This is a genomic window from Grimontia indica, from assembly GCF_000333895.2.
Classification (GTDB): Bacteria; Pseudomonadota; Gammaproteobacteria; order Enterobacterales; family Vibrionaceae; genus Enterovibrio; species Enterovibrio indicus.
Window position 1 is genome coordinate 108,560 of the sequence record NZ_ANFM02000002.1, and the last position, 17,962, is coordinate 126,521.

The following is a 17,962-nucleotide window of genomic DNA, read 5'->3' on the forward strand; positions in this document are numbered from 1 at the left end:
AAATATTACCATAGCCTCACTGAATTACTGGTGGGGTCTTCTCATAATTCAGGTCAACAGAATTTAGGTAAATATATGATTATAGTGACTGGCGGCGCCGGCATGATCGGCAGCAATTTGGTTAAAGCGCTGAACGAGCAAGGTTACAACGATATTCTGGTAGTTGATAACCTGAAAGACGGCACCAAGTTCGTGAATCTGGTTGACCTGGATATCGCTGATTACATGGACAAAGAAGACTTCATCGCGCAAATCATGGCGGGTGACGATTTCGGTCCTATCGAAGCGGTATTCCACGAAGGTGCGTGCTCAGCGACCACTGAGTGGGACGGCAAGTACATGATGCTCAACAATTATGAGTATTCAAAAGAGTTGCTGCATTACTGTCTCGAGCGCGAAATTCCATTCCTGTATGCATCATCGGCTGCAACTTACGGCGGCCGTGACCACGACTTCATCGAAGAGCCACAATATGAAGGCGCACTGAACGTTTACGGTTACTCCAAGCAGCTGTTTGACAACTACGTTCGCCGCATTTGGGCAGACGCTGAAGCACACGGTGAGACACTGTCTCAAATCACCGGTTTCCGTTACTTCAACGTATACGGTCCACGCGAGAACCACAAAGGCAGCATGGCGTCTGTGGCTTTTCACCTGAACAACCAAATTAAAGACGGCCAAAACCCGAAACTGTTCGAAGGCAGCGACACCTTCAAGCGTGATTTCGTATATGTTGGTGACGTGTGCAAGATGAACATCTGGTTCTGGCAAAACAGTCAATCAGGCATCTTCAACTGTGGTACCGGTCGCGCAGAACCTTTCCGTGCTGTCGCTGAAGCCGTCATCAAGCACCATGGTCAAGGCGAAGTGGAAGAAATCCCATTCCCAGACCACCTGAAGGGCCGATACCAAGCTTACACTCAGGCAGATCTCACCAAAGTTCGCGCAGCCGGTTATCCTGACGAATTCAAAACCGTCGCGGAAGGCGTTGCCGAGTACATGGCAATTCTTAATAAGTAATTGACTGAAAACGGGTGGAATAACAACGTCACCCGTTTTTCTTCCTAAGTTCGATTTTTGTAGTTCCGACTCTATGAGCCAAGACCCTAAAAATAGCTCTTATCTACCAACGTTTGAATGGGCCTTTTTGCACCCGCGTTACTGGGGTACCTGGCTGGGTATTCTCTTCGCCGCAATTATGGCTTTTGTGCCGTTCAGACTTCGCGACAAATTCGCTGAGTTTCTCGCCAAACGCCTGGTAAAAATGAATAACCGCGCCAAAAAACGTGCGGTGATCAATCTTCAGCAATGTTTTCCAGAAAAAACCGACGAGGAACGTTCCGCCATTTTAGAGCAAAGCTATATTAATGCGGGGTGTGTTCTGCTGGGTTTCGCCACCATCATGATGCGCAGCAAACGCTATTTGGAAAAGCGCACCTTATTCCGCAATGAGGAAATTCTGACAGAGCTTGTCGAGAATGGCGAAAAAGTCATTCTGTTAGTACCTCATAGCTGGGCGATTGATTATCCCGCAGTTCAATTAGCTTCGCGAGGCTTACCTGTCGCTGCCATGGTGAAAAAGCAAAAGAACAAAGTGGCAGACTGGCTAATGAACGTGCAGCGCCTGAAATATGGTGGCAGAACTCACGAGCGTGCAGATGGCATTAAGCCTTTTATTAAGTCCGTGCGTGAGGGCTACCTTGGCTACTATCTGCCGGATGAAGATCATGGCCCGGATTACAGTGTGTTTGTGCCTTTCTTCGCTGCGCAGAAAGCAACACTGTCTGGTTTAGGTAAGCTTGCGACATTGAGCCGCGCGAAAATCGTTCCGCTAATGCCTGTTTATAACCGTGAAACCGGAAACTTTGAGGTGATTGTGCAGCCGCCACTGGCTCCATTCCCATCAGGCAGCGAAGAAACGGATGCGCGCATGATGAACGAACGCATTGAACAGTTTTTGGAAAACGACCCTGGCCAGTATATGTGGATTATGAATTTACTCCGCTCAAAGCCAGATGGTAGTCAGAATTACTAACATAAACAACAAACAAGAGCAGTAGCATGTATAGCAATGCTACTGCTCTTAATCACAAAGACAGAGAGTTGAGATTGTTACGAATAGCCTCAATTATTTGACCATTTGTTGGAATTGAGCTGTCTGCATTCATCACCATTACGTGTCCAGATTCATATTTCGGAGTGTATCTAAATGGTACTGTTGAGTAAAAAATACCTACCGTCGGTGTATGAGTGGCAATAGCCAAATTTCGTATCCCGGTATCAGGAGCAATAACCATAGCAGAACGAGCTAAGTACTCTGTCAGTTGCTCTAGGCTTTTGTTTTCAATGATCTCTATATTGTCATGTTCAGTCAGAAGAGGAGTTAAGAAATCTCCTTTCTCACGGTCATGAACACCTTCTAAATAGCAGTGTTTAGTATTTGGAAAGGCCACTGCAGTATCACTCATTAAACTATACATCTGCTGTTTTGGTAGAATTTTTGATTCAGTAGATGCTCCATTGAAGTATACAAATCTTTGATTCTCTAGAGCACTAAAACATCGATTGTCTGGATAGCCGAAATCAGGTATGTGTGGCGGTACATGCCCGAGGAATCTTAACATGTCGAGCATAGAATCGAGCTCATGTTGGAAATCAGAGCGAGGTACAGACACATTATAAACAGTACCATTCAGTACTGCTTTGTAAGGGAACCCAAACTTTAATTTCGCTTTATTCAGCACAGTCAACCATAGAGAACGGTTTGTACAGGACAAGTCGAAAATAATGTCTTGCTCTCCTAAACCTTTTATGTTGCTTAACTTTTCAGAGAAAGAATAATTATTTTTAACGTCTTTTCCATACATGATATATGTACAGTCGGCCAAATCGCTGGGTAAGCCATATTTGTAGTTAGTAGCACCGACTAAAACTATTTCTGCATTTGGGAAAAACTTCCTAGCCTCTATTAGAAAAGGCCGTACAAGTACTAGATCACCAAGAGCCGCTTGTCGGATAACAGCTATTTTTGTTATTTTTTCAGGTTGGAAATTAGATGCTAAGAATTTTTTAGCCACCGGAGCTGCGTAGGCTCCTTTTTCAAACCAGCTGTATTTCATTTGCTCTCCCGCTATTAAAGTCAATCTTTACGCTTTCAGACAAAACTATTGCGATAGCAAACGTAAAAATATATGCCGAATAGCCTTGCATAATACTGTAAAATGGAAGCCAAAGGAACACACCCAATAGGTAAGCCGAAGTAAAAATGACAAAATCATCACCTCCCTTACTAAATACTGCACGGATCGATATAATAGTAAAAAGACTTAGAATTATTAGTGTAAATAAAACTCCTGATTTGACTGACATATCAATAAATGTCATATGGAAATCAGTTCCTCCAAGTCTCTCACCATCAACACCGTAAGAAAGCCGTTGTTGTTCCGGTAATTGTTCCAAGTATTGAAAATAGTTTGAGGCGGAGCTATTCATTCCTCCTCCAAAAATCATAGTCGTTGGTTGGGTCTCGGTAAGATAAAGCAAATAGTTCATACCGCCTTTCCACATATTGATTCTTGACGTATTAGAGTAATCTGTACTTATATTAGTAATTGATGAAAAACGGTTAGACACCTCTTTATAAACCCCTCCACCGAAAAAACTAAATAATATAGTTAAGAAGAAGAAGATAATAGTAACATGAGGAACGAACCTTCGATGGAACCTTAAGATTAAGAAAGAAATTGATACTGTCCCAGCGAGCCACCCGCCCCTTGTACTCGATACTATCAAGCTTATTAAAAAAGTAAGAAGCATAAAAACAGCCAGAATCTTTAGTCTGTTGCTCAAACTATCTTTAAACAAATAGTGCAGACAGATACAGGAAGAAAAAATAACTGCATTTAAATGCCTATCCGAGGAGAGAAAACCACTTGTCCTAACCATAACATTAAACTCTGCAACAGTAACAAAATTATATATACTATATAAAGCAGATGCAAAGCTAGAAATGACAAATAATATTATGGCCTTTTTCCTTATATCTGAAAAAGCAAGAAAAAAAGTAGCTATGGGAATTACGAGCAAATAGAGATTTTTATATAGGTACTCTTTTAAGTCTATAGAATTAGGATGAAAAAAACTAGAAAATGCAAATGCAAAGTATATAAAAAGTGACAAATTAAAAATATTTTTAATATGACGACTTTTATGGATTTTCTTTATATTAAAAAGAAAAACAAAAACAGAAATAATGGCAAGCATCGATGCCGAGACATTCATCCCAGCCTTTGAAGTTGAGATAGACATAGCAAACAAAAAGAAAAAGCTTAGTGCTATTCTATATAATAATGACTTGCCACCAAAAAAATCCAACCTATTTAAATTAGTAGAACTAGCCATCAATCAGTTCCAACCATTTCTTAATATTACCATTAATGGAAAAGACATCGTTAAAACGAGTCATATTAGCTTCTAAGTTGACCCCTTTTCTTTCTTGATATGCAATTTCAATCATTTTGGACAAGTCATCAATATTTCTATCTTCAGCTAAGTAGACACCATCAAAACCTAGCTTAATAAACTCCGAAAATACGGTGTTGTCATAAGTTATACAACTTAAGCCTTTTGAGATGGCTTCAAGCATAACATTTGGTAATCCTTCGCCATAACTTGGGAAAAGAAAAAAACTGTTGTCACTGTAGAAAGAGGATACATTCTTGCAGAAACCTTCAAATACAACATTAACACCGCCCTCCAAAGCTAGTCTCTCAATTTCTTTCTGGACAGATTTCTCTTCAATCGATCCGACATATGTAATAACTTTACTCTGAATAGGTATTTTAGCTTTCGACAAAGCCTTGATAGCATCTATCACACCTTTCCCATTTTCCACTCTACCAATATGAAGAAAAGTAAGTGATGAATTTCTATTAAAACCAATATCATTAGTATCCAAAGAATTATATATAGTATGAACCTGACCTTCGCTTGCAGGTAAAATATCTAGAATATTTCTCGACAAATGCTCACTTATTCCCACATAGTCAGAGACACAGCTATAGAATATACGATGGATCGGATCTTTCTTAGATGAAGATTTAGTTGTACCATGCCGTACAATAACTCGACAATTAGTCCCCATCACGGAAAAATAGATAGATTTTATTTCTGAAGCTCCGAAGAATATCAACGTATTAATATCTATTTCTTTAATCGCTTTTCTTAAACCAAAGATTAAAGGAATACTCAACTTTGCCTTGAAGTCAATGCTTATTAGCGGAATATCTTGCTCTTTTGCTATTTGTTCGAGAAATGTATTTTTCCTACAGATCAGTACAGCATCTACGCCATAGCTTAAAAACAGATTAGTTTGCTTAAGTGCGTCTAGCTCCATGCCTCCTCGAAAATGAGATAAACACAAAACTGCGGTCTTCGAGGTAACACTCATAAATTCGCCTTCTGAGGAGTATCTACACTACCTGGATTGGTTGTCCTACTCTTATACCGATTATAAGGATCCCGACATTGCATCTCAATTCTTTAAAGCCTCACAAGCCCTATTTTGTCACTATGAAGCTCAGCTCATTATAAGTACAATAACCTCTTAAGAGACCTAAAGGTACGGGTTTAATCGCCGTTATGCATTCATCACAACACGCTTCAAGATGGTTAATCATAGGCCCTTCATGGGTCGGTGACATGGTGATGTCACAAAGCTTGTACAAAACAATCAAAGCAAAGTTCTCCAATGCGCGAATTCATGTATTGGCTCCAGCTTGGTGCAGACCTATTCTCGAGCGAATGCCGGAGGTGGATAGAGCGATAGAAATGCCCATAGGTCATGGCGAGTTTAACCTTGCTGGACGTTGGAGACTTGGTCGATCACTAAAACGGGAAAGCTACACCCATTCTATTGTTTTACCTAACTCAGCAAAATCTGCGCTGATACCATTGTTCGCTGATATCCCTGTTAGAACTGGCTGGAAAGGAGAGATGCGATATGGCCTCCTAAATGATCTTAGGCCTAGCCGTAACATTTTTCAGTATATGGTCGAACGCTACGTTGCGCTTGCATACACACATCAAGACATGGTCGAACAAGTGCAATTGAAGGATATCCCAAAGCCGTCTCTTCTTATCGATGAAGACAATAAAATCAATTGCTTAAAAAAATTCAGTATCAATAATAGCAAAGATATTATTGGAATTTGCCCCGGAGCTGAGTTTGGGCCAGCAAAAAGGTGGCCAGAAAAGCATTACGCAAAAGTCGCGGAGTGGCTTCTGGAAGAAGGCAAACAAATTTGTTTCTTTGGTGGTCCAAAAGATAAAGATGTCACTCGTAAAATCATTCATCTAATTCCCAAGCACCTGCAGAAAAATTGCTTTGATTTAGCAGGTAAGACCTCCTTGAACGATGCTGTTGATGTGCTAGCAGCTTGTAACGTTGTGTTCTCAAATGATTCAGGCCTGATGCACGTCGCCGCTTCAGTTAACACCAGAATAGTGGCTATATTTGGATCAAGCTCACCCGAGTATACTCCCCCTTTGTCAACACGAGTTGCAATTGTGAGTAACGACATTGACTGTAGACCATGCTTCAAAAGACAATGTCCCCTTGAACATTTGAAATGCCTGGATGAGTTATCCCCTAGTACAGTATTTTCGGCTTATAAACGGATAAAGCAGTCTTAGTTTTTTTTAAGAGCATAACCATGATTTGCATTCGCACTTCAAAGCTTTGCAGGGAAAATGCTGTGGTTTTGCTCCCTCATATGAGAGACTTTATCGATAGAAACTTTAACAAAACGGTGAGGAAGTCGCATCCATAAACTGCGATCATTTATCACCGTGACAACTCAGGTGAAAATAACCCTAGCTATGAAAAAGTTAATTGTCGATTTGGATAATACGATCACCCTTGGCGATACAAATGACTATGAAAAAGTATCCCCCAACACTCCTGTCATAGAACAGTTAAGAGAATACAGAAATCAGGGTTTCCAAATTGTAATCAACACTGCACGCAATATGAGAACATTTAGCGGTAATGTTGGTAAGATCAACATCCATACCTTACCTATAATTACTCAATGGCTAGATGAGCATGATGTTCCATATGATGAAGTACTTGTTGGTAAGCCATGGTGTGGAAAAGAAGGTTTTTATATTGACGATCGTTCTGTTCGCCCTAGCGAGTTCGCAAAAATGACATTTGATGAAATTACGGCGCTATTAGAAAAGGAAAAATTGGAGATACAGAACTTATGTTCCTAATTGCATCAGCTGCATTCTGCGGAGCAGAACTACAATCCGAATTCGGAGCTCTTCCTCCTTCATTTTTGCCATTGGGTAATAGGCGGTTATTCCAACACCAGATCTCTCGTATTGCACCCAGTGAGAAAATTTTTCTAACGCTACCTGAGACATTTTCACTTGATGAGTACGACCAAGATTGGTTGAAAATTAACAAAGTCACAACCATATTTCTCCCAGAACAACTAGGCCTCGGTGAATCAATTGTCGCCGCTCTCAATCTCATTGATTTTGATGAAAATGAAGGCCTGACTTTATTATATGGTGATACGCTTCTACTCGACTATCCAAAGGATATAAATTGTATCGCCGTAAGCCAAGTAAAGGACAATTACCAGTGGGCCTATTTAAGCTCTGATGGCGATGTCTGGTTAAAAGAGAATTCTAATTTAGAGCCGGAAAACACTCACTCTGTAGTAAATGGCTTTTTTAATTTTGAGCATCCAAGCAGTCTGGTTAAGTCTCTTATTCATAAGCGATGGAACTTCTTAGATGGTATAAATCACTATCATGGAAAACATCCGATGAAGTCAGTTCATGTTGATGACTGGCTTGATTTTGGTCATATACACACTTACTTCCACTCCAAAGCAGCTTTTACTACTCAACGAAGCTTTAATGAGCTAGAAATATCAGCTGATAGTGTAAAAAAGACCAGTGAAAATAATAATAAGATAATGGCCGAAGCCTTATGGTTTGAAGGGATCCCCAGTAGACTTCGTAAATATCTACCTCAACTTCTAAACTTTGATTCCGATGAGAGGAAAGTAAGTTACGAATTAGAATACCTCCATCATACGGCGCTCAACGAACTCTACGTTTTTAGCCGTCTTCCTGTTATGACATGGAAGCGGATCTTAACTGGTTGTTTTAACTTTATTGATGCATGTTTAGAGTATAAAAAAGTAAGCACATCTGACCGAGATCTAGAAAGACTTTTTATTGAGAAAACAGAAGAAAGGTTAGAATTATTCTGTAATTCAAAAAATATAAGTAGGGATAAAGTTTGGTCCTACAATTCATGTAAAAAGCATTCAGTAAATAGTTTAATCTCACTTGCGAATAAATTTTTACCAAGCGACAAAGGTATGTGTACAGTTGTCCATGGTGACTTTTGTTTTAGTAATATTCTTTTCGACTTTAGAACGTCCAACATTAAGACGGTGGATCCAAGAGGATTAACATCCGATGGTGAATTTTCTATTTACGGAGATATTCGCTATGATTTAGCAAAGCTTAGCCATTCTATTATTGGTGGTTATGATTGGATCATCGCAGGTTATTATAAAATTTCACATGACGAAAATAGTATTAATTTTGAGTTACCTTCTTCCAATCAACTACTAGAAGTTCAGAAAATTTTCATAGATAACATTGAAAGAAAGTACTCTGTCTGCTATCGGGAGTTATTAGCAATGCAGTTACATCTTTTTCTATCAATGCTTCCGTTACATAGCGATGATGAAAATAGACAAATGGCATTATTTTCTAATGCTTTTAGAATTGCAGACTTACTGGAGGAGTCATTGTAATGATTATTATACCAATGGCAGGATTAAGCTCACGATTTTTTAAAGCGGGTTACAAAGAGCCTAAATATATGCTCGAAGCGAAAGGCATTACTGTATTCGAACATGCCGTAAAAAGTTTCGAACGCTATTTCAAGTCAGAGCCATTTCTCTTTATTGTTAGAGATGTTTTTGACACACCTAAGTTTGTCTTAGAGAAGGCGAAGTCTTTGGGTATCAAAACATGTCATGTGGTTGCACTGGAAGGCGAGACTCGCGGACAAGCAGAAACCGTTTTTCAGGGGTTGAAGGGCTGCAGAGATGAAGCAGAGCCTATCACTATTTTTAACATAGATACCTTCCGCCCAGGGTTCGAATTCCCTGCTGCTTTACTACCAAGTAAAGACAGTTATCTTGAGGTATTTCGAGGAAGCGGTGACAACTGGTCTTTCGTACTTCCGAAAAGTAACACTTCAACGGAAGTTACCGAAACAGCAGAAAAGCGCCCAATTTCAGATCTTTGTTGTACAGGTCTCTACCACTTTGCATCAACAGCAGATTTTCTTGAAGCGTATAACTTCTACTTAGAAAGAGAAGAGCTTTGGGAAAAAGGTGAGCTGTATGTCGCCCCGCTATACAATCATCTCATTCAGCAGGACAAGTCAGTCCACTATCACCTCATTCCTAGAGAGGACGTCATTTTCTGTGGCGTGCCCGATGAGTATGAAGCGTTTAAAAAAAATTAACGCTTAAGGGTTTGATAAAAAAAGCGGTATGTATTTTCGACGGTGTTCCGAAAAAACCTTACCGCTTTTTTTACATTAAGCGGCTGAGGTTCAATGCCTGCCAGCTCTTTCCAGTCGGCAAAATCGTATTCGAACACCAGATTTCCGCGATTATAAAAACGCTCCGTTGTATCGAGTCCAATTTCTTCCGGTTTTGCCACAATCAGGTTTGCCGCAATGCAACGCCCCCAAAAATCACTTCCCAATCCCGCATCATCATTCACCCGGGTATTAATTTTCAAATCTAAACTCTTAAGCTCAGAAATCCATTTCAAGCATAAAAATTGCTCTGTCGCTGGAGGGCGACTTTTATAGCCTGGCACAGGGTAAAAGTACTGGTCATCCAGCAGCTTGTCTGACCATATTTTTAGCAGATCGGAAGTAAGGCCAAAGTCGAACAAATCACTCTTGCAGAAGTAATTAGGTGCACCGCGATGATGGGAGATGAAAAAGGCACTGCTTGTCAAAACACGAGATTCAAACAAAGCATCTTCAGCCCTTCTATTAGTATTGTGGTATTGCTCAAAAAGCGTCACAGACTGCCGTCCAGAAAGAAGGTTATCGCTACGCAGTTTCACCGCATAGCGAGTTTTCACGGCTTTCAAGCCTTGGTGGGTACTGTACAACTGTCTATTGTTGTTGAGGCGTTGTTCCACATCGTTATTGAAAACAGTGTTTTGCCCAGGATCGTCAAGTTCAAGCAACACATCGTAATCGAGGTTATCAAGCTTTTGATTTTTCCAAGTCGATAAAACAATCGTCGCACCTGGAAAATAACGTCTTACACTCTCCAAGCATCGCTGGGTTATCCCCGGGATCTGAGAACGGATATCACTGCCTTGAACTGGGCCTTGGACAACAAAGGTAATGTCTTCATCTTGGATCTTAGTGCTCATTAGCATTCATCAGCTCAACAACCAAATAGGCACAGTATTGAATATCGTTCCACCGAATACAATATCGTGATGACAGGGATAGCAATCACTGGAAATAAGAACCTGTTCCAATCACGCAATATTGGTAACTTTTCATAACCTCCTTTCCTTGAGAGCATCTACTGGAGCTAAAATGGACCAACCCAATATCTCAATTATTTGCCCGCGCTATAACGAACAGGAAGTGCCATAAACCTTTCACAAGCAAATCACTGAAATACTATAGCCAACCAGTTTTACCTATGAGTTGGTATTTGTAAATGATGGCAGTAAAGACAACACACTAGCCGTACTCAAAGATATGGCTCCCTTGGATAAGCGCGTTAAATTGCTAAACCTTTCCAGAAACTTTGGAAAGGAAGCTGCGCTCACTGCTGTCCACTTACCCTTTAACGAGGCAACACACCGCTAGAGGTTTCCAGTTTCCTACTGGTATTCGGCCATAGGGATATTTCCTAGCCTCTTTTGAGTACGATGTTCGTTATAATGACACATCCATACCCATGCCATGTCTTGTACTTGTTCAAGTGAGCCAAAAATAAGCATCCATAAACTTGTGACGGAGTGAACCATTGAAGCGCTCCACAAATCCATTTTGCTGAGGTTTTCCTGGCTGAATGTATCTTCGCTCTGAAAGGAGCTCTGGCCCGCTATCGACGCGAAGTTGATTCGGTAAACCGCGCTCGTTCTTTAGCTGCTCCAGTACTCTAACAACTCGACCTGCGGGCAAGCTGGTATCGTTCTCAATAGCCAGCCACTCACGTGTCCTTTAATCCAGAAGGTTGAGAGTGCGAAAAAGCTTCCCTCAATACAGAGAGCAATGCATGAAATTCAATGCCCAACGGCTGTTGGGCTCATCAACAACATAAAGTGGTATCGCTATTAGTGCGGGCAATACACGCTTTTGACGGTGTTTTAGGTTAAGACCCATGCGACAGTAAACACGGTACACGCGTTTATGATTGAACCGCTTGTGCTTTCGCTCTATTAGCCAAAAACATTTCCAAAATCCGGCATTGGGCGCTTTTTCCAATACCGCATTAATTGCATCAGTAACTTCAACATCGTGAACACGCCAGTACTTCGGGGTGCGATAGTAACTCGCTCGTCACAATAGCGTAAGTTGGCAAGCCTTCAAAACACTGAGGCCTGCAGTAGCCAATGTGCGTGCACAATCTCCCTTCTCACGCACTACCAGCCCTTTTTTGCGCACAACTCCTTCATGGCATGGTTTTCGAGACTGACATCGGCAAACATTTTCTTCAGCTTGGCATTCTCTGCTTTAAGCTCTTTAGTGCACTTGAACTCTGAAGCAGCCAAGACCATATTTGCCTTTCCAGTTGTAATAGGTCGCATTGCTGATGCCATGCCAGCGGCAAATATTATCCACTTTCACGCCTGCATCAGCCTCTTTGAGGATGGAGACGGTCTGAGATTCGGTGAAGCGTGATTTTTTCATGGTGTTCTTGCTTTTATGTGGCAGAAAACTCCAGTTTAGACAGACTGTCTCAACATAAGGGGAGTAAACAATCGCGTTAATTCCGATCCTGGTTGCAGCAAAGCAATGGCGCGTTGAAATGCCAGATCGCCTCATCAAAGGACTTCTTGGGCTGGCTGCTTTTTTCATTGTTGTGAATCTTGTTGCAGCATGCGACAGCGAAAAGTATACCCACAAAGTGAGTTATGCTGAGCAAGTCGAAGCACTTCTCGTGCAAGAAGACATCACCAAACAACGATAGTTTTTGATAAAGGGTTCTCTCTAAGGGGAGCCCTTTGTACACTAGCCTTTCATTTTTCGAAAAAGGCTCAGCCGTGCGCTTTCTCTATACTTTTTTATTGCTTATTGCCGCTCCGTTTCTGCTCTTTGGCCTTTACAGAGCCAAAGATGGAAAGCCCAAGGTCGGTAAACGCTGGGTTGAGCATTTTGGACACACGCCCCCTTTAAACGGGGAGAACCCCATTTGGATCCATGCTGTCTCTGTCGGTGAAGTGATTGCCGCTAAACCCATCATTCAAGCACTACAAAAACACTATCCCAATGAAGCCATTCTGGTGACTACTACCACTGCGACAGGTGCAGAAATTGCCTCGAAGATTGAAGGTATAGAGCATAGGTACATGCCCATCGATTTTAGCTTTGCGGTTAAGGGCTTTATCAAGTGTGTTGACCCAAAAATCATGCTGATTATGGAAACCGAGCTGTGGCCTAACACTCTGACTACAGTAAAAAAGGCGGGTATTCCCGTTGTTGTGATGAACGCGCGCCTTTCTGAAAAATCAAAACGCGGTTACCAACGAGTCAAAGCACTATTTAGAATATTTTCTGACAGTATTAATCATATTCTCTGCCAATTCGACGATGATGCCCGACGTTTTGTCGAGCTTGGTGTCAGCAAAGATAATGTTTCTGTTTCCGGTTCGGTCAAATTCGATTTGCCAGACTTTGACGTCCACTCACCTGCAGTGACTGAGCTGAAGTCACAGCTTGCCCAAAGACCGGTTTGGATAGCCGCGAGTACACATCCCGGCGAGGATGAAATATTGCTGCATGCGCACAAGTTAGTGCTTGAAAGCCAGCCTGACGCTCTGTTGATATTGGTTCCAAGGCATCCTGAGCGCTTTAGTGATGTCGCGACCCTCGTCGAGTCTCATGGATTTTCACTGGCAAGACGCAGCTTAGGACAGGTAGTCAGCCCAGATATTCAGGTTTACCTTGGCGATACCATTGGCGAAATGATGAACCTCTTTGCAGCAAGCGATGTGACCTTTATGGCGGGGAGTCTTGTTGGCGATAAAGTTGGCGGGCATAACCTTTTGGAACCGGCTTCGCTGTCCAAGCCGCTGGTAACTGGCCCAAGCTACTTCAACTTTCAAGTGATTGCTGAGCAGCTTATCGATGTCGGTGCATGCACGGTAAAAGAAAGCCCAGTAGAGATAGCCGCTCAGATTGTCTCGCTGCTAAATAACAATGAACAGCGTGAAAAAGCCGGCAAAGCTGCATTGTCAGTGATGGAGAAGAATAGAGGCGCTGTCACGAAAACGCTCGACACTATTAACCAATGGTTTGAAAGTTAATGACCGTAGCCTTGAAGTAAAAACTGCCAGTCTGACTCCTGCCATTGGATTTGGCGTTTGCCCACCTCTTTACGAAACGATCGCTGCAAACGGCTTAAGTTTGCGGCTTTCCAACCCTCACCTGAGCGACGGCCGCACTTATCAAAATCAATCAACCAAAAAGCGCCTTTGTCGTCGAGCAGGATATTGTGAATGTTCAGATCAGTGTGGCAAACGCCTGCATCATGGAGCTTTCGAACTAGCTTTCCTATGTCGCGATACTTGTCTTCAGTGAGCGGTGAGGCCCTCAACACATCAACCAAGTCTTTCGCACCATCAATCTTTTCGACCAGAATATCGGCTTGATAGGTCAGCCCGTCTTTTATCGCTCTTGCCGCCAAGGGGCGTGGAACGGGAATGCCCTGCTCGCGCAAGTAATGGAGCAAGTTAAATTCTGCAGCAGAGCGGGTGCTTTCCCATCCGGTAAAGAAATAACTGTCGCTGACCAGCTTGCCAAATAGCCCACCACGGCGATAGTGACGCAGCGCGGCAGAAACGGTTTCCGTTTTCACAAACCAGGTAGTACCACGACCTGTAGCTGACCCGATCACCGCGTCTTTATCTTGCCAGAAAGCAATATCGAAGCTTTTTAATGCATCTTCTTTCAGCAAAGTCTCATCGAACCAAACGCGGATGTTGTTATCAGCCAGCAATTCCACAGGCACTCCCATTAATAGGCCTATTCTCATCGAAGGCATTTTACATTGCAGATCGGCAACTGCATAATTTCAGTCAAGATAACCACATAAGCAGCATCATGGCCCTTTTTTCCACCGCACCTCAGTCCCTTTGTGTCCTTCGTCTTTCAGCGATTGGTGATGTATGCAACGCAATGGCTGCTGTTCAAGCCATTCAATCTCAATGGCCCGATACCAAAATCACCTGGATAGCGGGTAAAGCAGAGGCCGCTTTGCTAACGCCTCTTTTACCGAGTGTCACTGTTATTGCCTTTGATAAGAAGCAGGGATTCAAGGGAATGAAAGCGGTGTGGCAATCGCTGAAAGGGCAAAAATTTGATGCGCTTCTGCACATGCAAAGCGCCATTCGCGCCAGCTTGCTTTCAGTCGGCATCAAAGCCAAATACCGACTCGGTTTCGACAAAGTAAGAGCTAGCGACCTTCAATCCTTATTTACCAATGTCAAAGTGCCATCACCCCAATCGCTTCATGTTCTTGACGGCTTTATGGCGTTTACTGAAGCGCTGGGGATCCAGCCCCAAACGCCAACATGGTCATTACCCATTGCGGATGAGGACCTCACTTGGGCAGAAGGCCAAATGAATGGAAAGCCTACCCTTGTGGTCGCGCCTGCGGCCAGCAAAGCATTCAAAAACTGGACAGCAGAAGGCTACGCGGGGGTCATCGAGCATGCATTACGCAAGGGTTTTGACGTTATCCTCGTAGGTGGCCCTGGAAAAATTGAAGTTGAGTTAGGTCAGGCGATTGAGCGCCAGCTATCGCAACCCGTGAAAAACCTCATTGGCAAAACCACCCTGCTCCAACTACTGGCACTCGAAAAGCACGCTTCGTTGGTACTGGCACCCGACAGTGGCCCAGCTCACCTTGCCAATGCCGTCGGTACACCAGTGATTGGGCTTTATGCCCATCACAACCCAGCCCGAACCGGCCCCTATAACTGGCGACACTATGTGGTCAGTGCTTATGCCGAAGCTATTGAATCGGAGGCGGGTAAAACTGTCGACGAAGTTTCCTGGCGCACCAGAGTGAAAGACGAGGACGCCATGCAACGCATTACGATTGAGTCGGTGATAGCTCGATTCGATGAAGTCACCGAGAAAGAGGAACTGCTATGAGCCAGGCTCAGCGCGCCACCATCAGCGCGATTATCATCACCAAAAACGAAGAGCAGATATTGCCTGAATGCCTCGCTTCTCTTGATTGGGTGGACGAAATCATTGTTGTCGATTCTGGCAGCACAGATAACACCGTAGCCATTGCAGAAGCCGCGGGCGCTAAGGTGTTCGTGAACGCTGAGTGGCCAGGATTTGGTAAGCAAAAGCAGCTTGCACAAAGCCACGCCACCAAAGATTGGGTGCTTGCGATTGATGCGGACGAAGTGATCACTGAAGAGCTTAAAAACAGCATTCTTGGCGTACTTGCCAACCCACCGCAGAAAACGCTATTTATTCTTCGTCGTACGACGTGGGTCTTTGGCAGGTTCCTCAAACACTCTGGCTGGTACGACAAAATTGTACGCCTATATCCTCGCGAGCTAACTGGCTACAACGACGCACTGGTACACGAGAAAATCATTGAGCCTGAAGGCTCCACCAAGCAGACGCTTAATGGTGATATGTTGCATTACTCTTATCGGGATCTGCACCAGTATCTGGTGAAGTCTGCATTCTATGCCAAGTCTTGGGCAGACGGACGTCAGGCACGGGGAAAGAAAAGCAGTATCAGCCAAGGGATTCTTCATGCACTGGGGTGCTTCCTGAAGATGTATGTGCTGAAACGTGGTTTCTTGGATGGCAAACAGGGTTTTTTAATTGCGGTGCTTTCAGCGCACTCCACCTTTGTGAAGTACGCTGATTTGTGGATTAGGGCTAACGACAGTCGCGCCGCTAAATAACGCGTCCCAAGAAATTCTTTACGTCTGGCAGAATGGCTTCGATTGCAACCTTAGACATGTCTGCCGCCTCTTCCTTGTCTTTCGCTGCTGGCGGAGCAAACGCAATATGGCGCCCTTCACTATTGATCGGTTTCCAGCGAAGGGGTGTGGCGCTGCGCTTAGCAGGGAAAAAGCCAATGGTTGGGACATCAATCGTCGCTGCTATGTGCAAAGGCCCAGTGGAACCCGCAATAAATGCACTTGCACACGCGATGGATTGGGTGAAATCCTGCAAGCCATCGTTCTTGTCATAGACGACAGCGTGAACCGACTTTTCCGCTAGCAGGGATTGCAGTTCCGCTGCTTTCTCTTCTTCCCCTGGCCCCGCGGTAAGCACCACTTCAATCTCTTTATCTGAGGCAACACCAACGACCAAATCTGTGTACTGCGCCAAGGACAGGTTATTCGCTGAGCCACCACTCCCTGCATGCACATACAGCCAAGGTTTATCGAGATTCAGTCCCAACCCGGAAGAAAGCTTCTGTTTTTGGGCAGACAGCGTTTCGCCATCAAAAGAGAGATAAGGTGCACTGACTTCTTTGACCTCCACGTCCAGCTTTGCGAGGAAAGCACGCGCGAGATCAAGATTGTATTCAAACTCAGGTTTAGCTGATTGTGAGCGACGCTGCGTCACGCGGTGATTGTAAAGAAACTGCGATATTTTCGTCGCTGGTGCCAATCGGAAAGGTATTCCCGCTTTCCAAACCAGAGTCGCATTGTAGCTATCTGAAAAAAAACAAATGGAAGCGTCAAACTGCTCAGCTTTCAATTGGCTGATTAGCGCTTTCTTGTTCAATTTATCCGCTTTCTTACCGCAATCTACCAGTACCTTATCAATCGAAGGACAAAGCTCAGCCAACGCTTTGGTGTAGGACGGTACCAAGGCGGTAATTTCTGCGTCTGGCATAGATTGCTTCAACATGGCAAATGCCGGCCACGCCAGCATAAAGTCGCCAATTTTATCGTTTCTGATGACAAGGATTTTTTTCATTATCACTACCCGGTGCCGAATTCACCCATGATCATACCTGATGAGCCGCGTGTCGCTAAGCGTTGGATGAAAAGAAAAAATGTCGGTTGTGTAGGTATTTTCATCATGTTGGGTCGTAGTGGGGAATCAAATTCCATGAGTTTTTGATAGCATGTCGCCAGTTTAGAAAATTGCAGGGTACGACTGTGAGCAAGAAAGCCATCACTCGAGTGATCTATCCGGGTACTTTTGATCCGATTACCAATGGCCACGTTGATTTGGTTGAGCGCGCGGCTTCAATGTTTGATGAAGTCGTCGTGGGTATCGCTGCCAGCCCAAGCAAAAAGCCCCTGTTTGACCTTGAAGAGCGTGTCCAGTTGGCAAAAGCAGTGACCGAGCATCTCGACAATGTCAGTGTGGTGGGTTTCTCCGGGCTTTTGGTGGACTTTGCCAAACAGTATCAGGCAAATATCCTTGTGCGCGGACTACGTGCAGTCTCCGACTTCGAATATGAGTTTCAGCTAGCGAACATGAACCGCCGTTTGATGCCGGAGCTGGAAAGCGTGTTTCTCACGCCTTCGGAAGAGAACTCATTTATCTCTTCCACTCTAGTGAAAGAGGTGGCACTTCACGGCGGCGATACCAGCGGATTTGTTCATCCCAAAGTGCTCGAAGCATTGAAATCTCAACTGAAGAAATAACAAC

General features: G+C 43.6%; 18 protein-coding genes and 1 pseudogene. 12 read left to right on the forward strand and 7 right to left on the reverse strand.

The window, feature by feature from the left end; translation table 11 throughout:
• The first annotated feature begins 75 nt into the window (after positions 1–75).
• Positions 76–1,020 (forward strand): ADP-glyceromanno-heptose 6-epimerase, encoded by a 945-nt coding sequence (gene rfaD, locus D515_RS01130; protein WP_002535301.1) that lies wholly within the window; start codon positions 76–78, stop codon positions 1,018–1,020.
• 73 nt (positions 1,021–1,093) lie between these two features.
• Positions 1,094–2,035 carry a lauroyl-Kdo(2)-lipid IV(A) myristoyltransferase gene (lpxM, locus tag D515_RS01135; protein ID WP_002535302.1) on the forward strand — a complete coding sequence of 314 codons (942 nt, stop codon included), beginning with the start codon at positions 1,094–1,096 and terminating at the stop codon, positions 2,033–2,035.
• Between the two features lie 52 nt (positions 2,036–2,087).
• Here the strand turns inward: lpxM and D515_RS01140 are convergent, their stop codons facing one another.
• From D515_RS01140 to D515_RS01150, 3 genes are read right to left on the reverse strand one after another with little or no spacing between them, the layout of a single operon-like run.
• Positions 2,088–3,119, reverse strand: coding sequence for a glycosyltransferase family 9 protein (locus tag D515_RS01140; protein WP_002535304.1), 1,032 nt, complete (start codon positions 3,117–3,119; stop codon positions 2,088–2,090).
• Positions 3,100–4,401, reverse strand: a complete 1,302-nt coding sequence (locus D515_RS01145; RefSeq protein WP_002535305.1) for an O-antigen ligase family protein — start codon at positions 4,399–4,401, stop codon at positions 3,100–3,102. Before D515_RS01145 ends, D515_RS01140 begins: the two co-directional genes overlap by 20 nt.
• On the reverse strand, positions 4,394–5,395 hold the full coding sequence (locus D515_RS01150; protein WP_039849436.1) for a glycosyltransferase family 4 protein: 1,002 nt from the start codon (positions 5,393–5,395) through the stop codon (positions 4,394–4,396). The genes D515_RS01145 and D515_RS01150 overlap by 8 nt, the downstream gene beginning before the upstream one ends.
• 245 nt (positions 5,396–5,640) lie before the next feature.
• On the opposite strand from D515_RS01150, the gene waaF reads away from it, so the two are divergent.
• From waaF to D515_RS01170, 4 genes are all read left to right on the forward strand, one after another.
• The gene (gene waaF, locus D515_RS01155; RefSeq protein ID WP_002535308.1) at positions 5,641–6,693 is read left to right on the forward strand and encodes a lipopolysaccharide heptosyltransferase II; all 1,053 of its coding nucleotides are present in this window, start codon (positions 5,641–5,643) and stop codon (positions 6,691–6,693) included.
• Positions 6,694–6,879: 186 nt separating this feature from the next.
• A complete protein-coding gene (locus D515_RS01160) occupies positions 6,880–7,275 on the forward strand; it encodes an HAD family hydrolase (protein WP_002535310.1) in 396 nt (131 codons plus the stop codon).
• Positions 7,266–8,846, forward strand: a complete 1,581-nt coding sequence (locus D515_RS01165) for a glycosyltransferase family protein (RefSeq protein ID WP_002535312.1) — start codon at positions 7,266–7,268, stop codon at positions 8,844–8,846. Before D515_RS01160 ends, D515_RS01165 begins: the two co-directional genes overlap by 10 nt.
• Positions 8,846–9,568 (forward strand): glycosyltransferase family 2 protein, encoded by a 723-nt coding sequence (locus tag D515_RS01170; protein WP_002535314.1) that lies wholly within the window; start codon positions 8,846–8,848, stop codon positions 9,566–9,568. The genes D515_RS01165 and D515_RS01170 overlap by 1 nt, the downstream gene beginning before the upstream one ends.
• Here the strand turns inward: D515_RS01170 and D515_RS01175 are convergent.
• Positions 9,565–10,503: a WavE lipopolysaccharide synthesis family protein gene (locus D515_RS01175; protein WP_002535315.1), complete on the reverse strand. Its 939-nt coding sequence runs from the start codon at positions 10,501–10,503 to the stop codon at positions 9,565–9,567. The genes D515_RS01170 and D515_RS01175 overlap by 4 nt on opposite strands.
• Positions 10,504–10,789: 286 nt before the next feature.
• Between D515_RS01175 and D515_RS26100 the strand changes: the two genes are divergently transcribed.
• Complete coding sequence (locus tag D515_RS26100; RefSeq protein WP_239643915.1) at positions 10,790–10,954, forward strand: glycosyltransferase; 165 nt, start codon at positions 10,790–10,792, stop codon at positions 10,952–10,954.
• Between the two features lie 14 nt (positions 10,955–10,968).
• Here the strand turns inward: D515_RS26100 and D515_RS25120 are convergent.
• Positions 10,969–12,001: pseudogene (locus D515_RS25120) on the reverse strand (IS3 family transposase).
• Positions 12,002–12,119: 118 nt separating this feature from the next.
• Here D515_RS25120 and D515_RS25860 point away from each other — a divergent pair.
• On the forward strand, positions 12,120–12,281 hold the full coding sequence (locus D515_RS25860; RefSeq protein WP_002535321.1) for a hypothetical protein: 162 nt from the start codon (positions 12,120–12,122) through the stop codon (positions 12,279–12,281).
• 73 nt (positions 12,282–12,354) lie between these two features.
• Entirely contained in the window at positions 12,355–13,617 is a 1,263-nt protein-coding gene (gene waaA / locus D515_RS01185) for a lipid IV(A) 3-deoxy-D-manno-octulosonic acid transferase (RefSeq protein ID WP_039849465.1), read from the forward strand.
• Here waaA and D515_RS01190 read toward each other — a convergent pair.
• Entirely contained in the window at positions 13,614–14,315 is a 702-nt protein-coding gene (locus D515_RS01190; protein WP_002535323.1) for a 3-deoxy-D-manno-octulosonic acid kinase, read from the reverse strand. The genes waaA and D515_RS01190 overlap by 4 nt on opposite strands.
• Before the next feature lie 98 nt (positions 14,316–14,413).
• Here D515_RS01190 and D515_RS01195 point away from each other — a divergent pair, with 98 nt between their 5' ends.
• Together D515_RS01195 and D515_RS01200 are read left to right on the forward strand one after the other, a co-directional pair.
• Positions 14,414–15,469 carry a glycosyltransferase family 9 protein gene (locus D515_RS01195; protein ID WP_002535324.1) on the forward strand — a complete coding sequence of 352 codons (1,056 nt, stop codon included), beginning with the start codon at positions 14,414–14,416 and terminating at the stop codon, positions 15,467–15,469.
• Complete coding sequence (locus D515_RS01200; protein WP_002535326.1) at positions 15,466–16,248, forward strand: glycosyltransferase family 2 protein; 783 nt, start codon at positions 15,466–15,468, stop codon at positions 16,246–16,248. Before D515_RS01195 ends, D515_RS01200 begins: the two co-directional genes overlap by 4 nt.
• Here the strand turns inward: D515_RS01200 and D515_RS01205 are convergent.
• Positions 16,241–17,278 carry a glycosyltransferase family 9 protein gene (locus D515_RS01205; RefSeq protein WP_002535328.1) on the reverse strand — a complete coding sequence of 346 codons (1,038 nt, stop codon included), beginning with the start codon at positions 17,276–17,278 and terminating at the stop codon, positions 16,241–16,243. The two genes, D515_RS01200 and D515_RS01205, sit on opposite strands and share 8 nt — an antisense overlap.
• 185 nt (positions 17,279–17,463) lie before the next feature.
• Here D515_RS01205 and coaD point away from each other — a divergent pair, with 185 nt between their 5' ends.
• Entirely contained in the window at positions 17,464–17,958 is a 495-nt protein-coding gene (gene coaD, locus D515_RS01210) for a pantetheine-phosphate adenylyltransferase (RefSeq protein WP_002535331.1), read from the forward strand.
• Positions 17,959–17,962 lie beyond the last annotated feature (4 nt).

Excerpts from the sequence above, each read along its gene's own strand:
- D515_RS01195 (WP_002535324.1), top strand. The coding sequence starts at position 14,414 with ATGGCCCTTTTTTCCACCGCACCTCAGTCCCTTTGTGTCCTTCGTCTT.
- D515_RS01200 (WP_002535326.1), top strand. The coding sequence starts at position 15,466 with ATGAGCCAGGCTCAGCGCGCCACCATCAGCGCGATTATCATCACCAAA.
- waaF (WP_002535308.1), top strand. The coding sequence starts at position 5,641 with ATGCATTCATCACAACACGCTTCAAGATGGTTAATCATAGGCCCTTCA.
- D515_RS01175 (WP_002535315.1), bottom strand. The coding sequence starts at position 10,503 with ATGAGCACTAAGATCCAAGATGAAGACATTACCTTTGTTGTCCAAGGC.
- D515_RS01145 (WP_002535305.1), bottom strand. The coding sequence starts at position 4,401 with ATGGCTAGTTCTACTAATTTAAATAGGTTGGATTTTTTTGGTGGCAAG.
- rfaD (WP_002535301.1), top strand. The coding sequence starts at position 76 with ATGATTATAGTGACTGGCGGCGCCGGCATGATCGGCAGCAATTTGGTT.
- lpxM (WP_002535302.1), top strand. The coding sequence starts at position 1,094 with ATGAGCCAAGACCCTAAAAATAGCTCTTATCTACCAACGTTTGAATGG.
- D515_RS01205 (WP_002535328.1), bottom strand. The coding sequence starts at position 17,278 with ATGAAAAAAATCCTTGTCATCAGAAACGATAAAATTGGCGACTTTATG.
- D515_RS01160 (WP_002535310.1), top strand. The coding sequence starts at position 6,880 with ATGAAAAAGTTAATTGTCGATTTGGATAATACGATCACCCTTGGCGAT.
- D515_RS25860 (WP_002535321.1), top strand. The coding sequence starts at position 12,120 with ATGCCAGATCGCCTCATCAAAGGACTTCTTGGGCTGGCTGCTTTTTTC.
- D515_RS01165 (WP_002535312.1), top strand. The coding sequence starts at position 7,266 with ATGTTCCTAATTGCATCAGCTGCATTCTGCGGAGCAGAACTACAATCC.
- D515_RS01150 (WP_039849436.1), bottom strand. The coding sequence starts at position 5,395 with ATGGAGCTAGACGCACTTAAGCAAACTAATCTGTTTTTAAGCTATGGC.
- D515_RS01170 (WP_002535314.1), top strand. The coding sequence starts at position 8,846 with ATGATTATTATACCAATGGCAGGATTAAGCTCACGATTTTTTAAAGCG.
- D515_RS01140 (WP_002535304.1), bottom strand. The coding sequence starts at position 3,119 with ATGAAATACAGCTGGTTTGAAAAAGGAGCCTACGCAGCTCCGGTGGCT.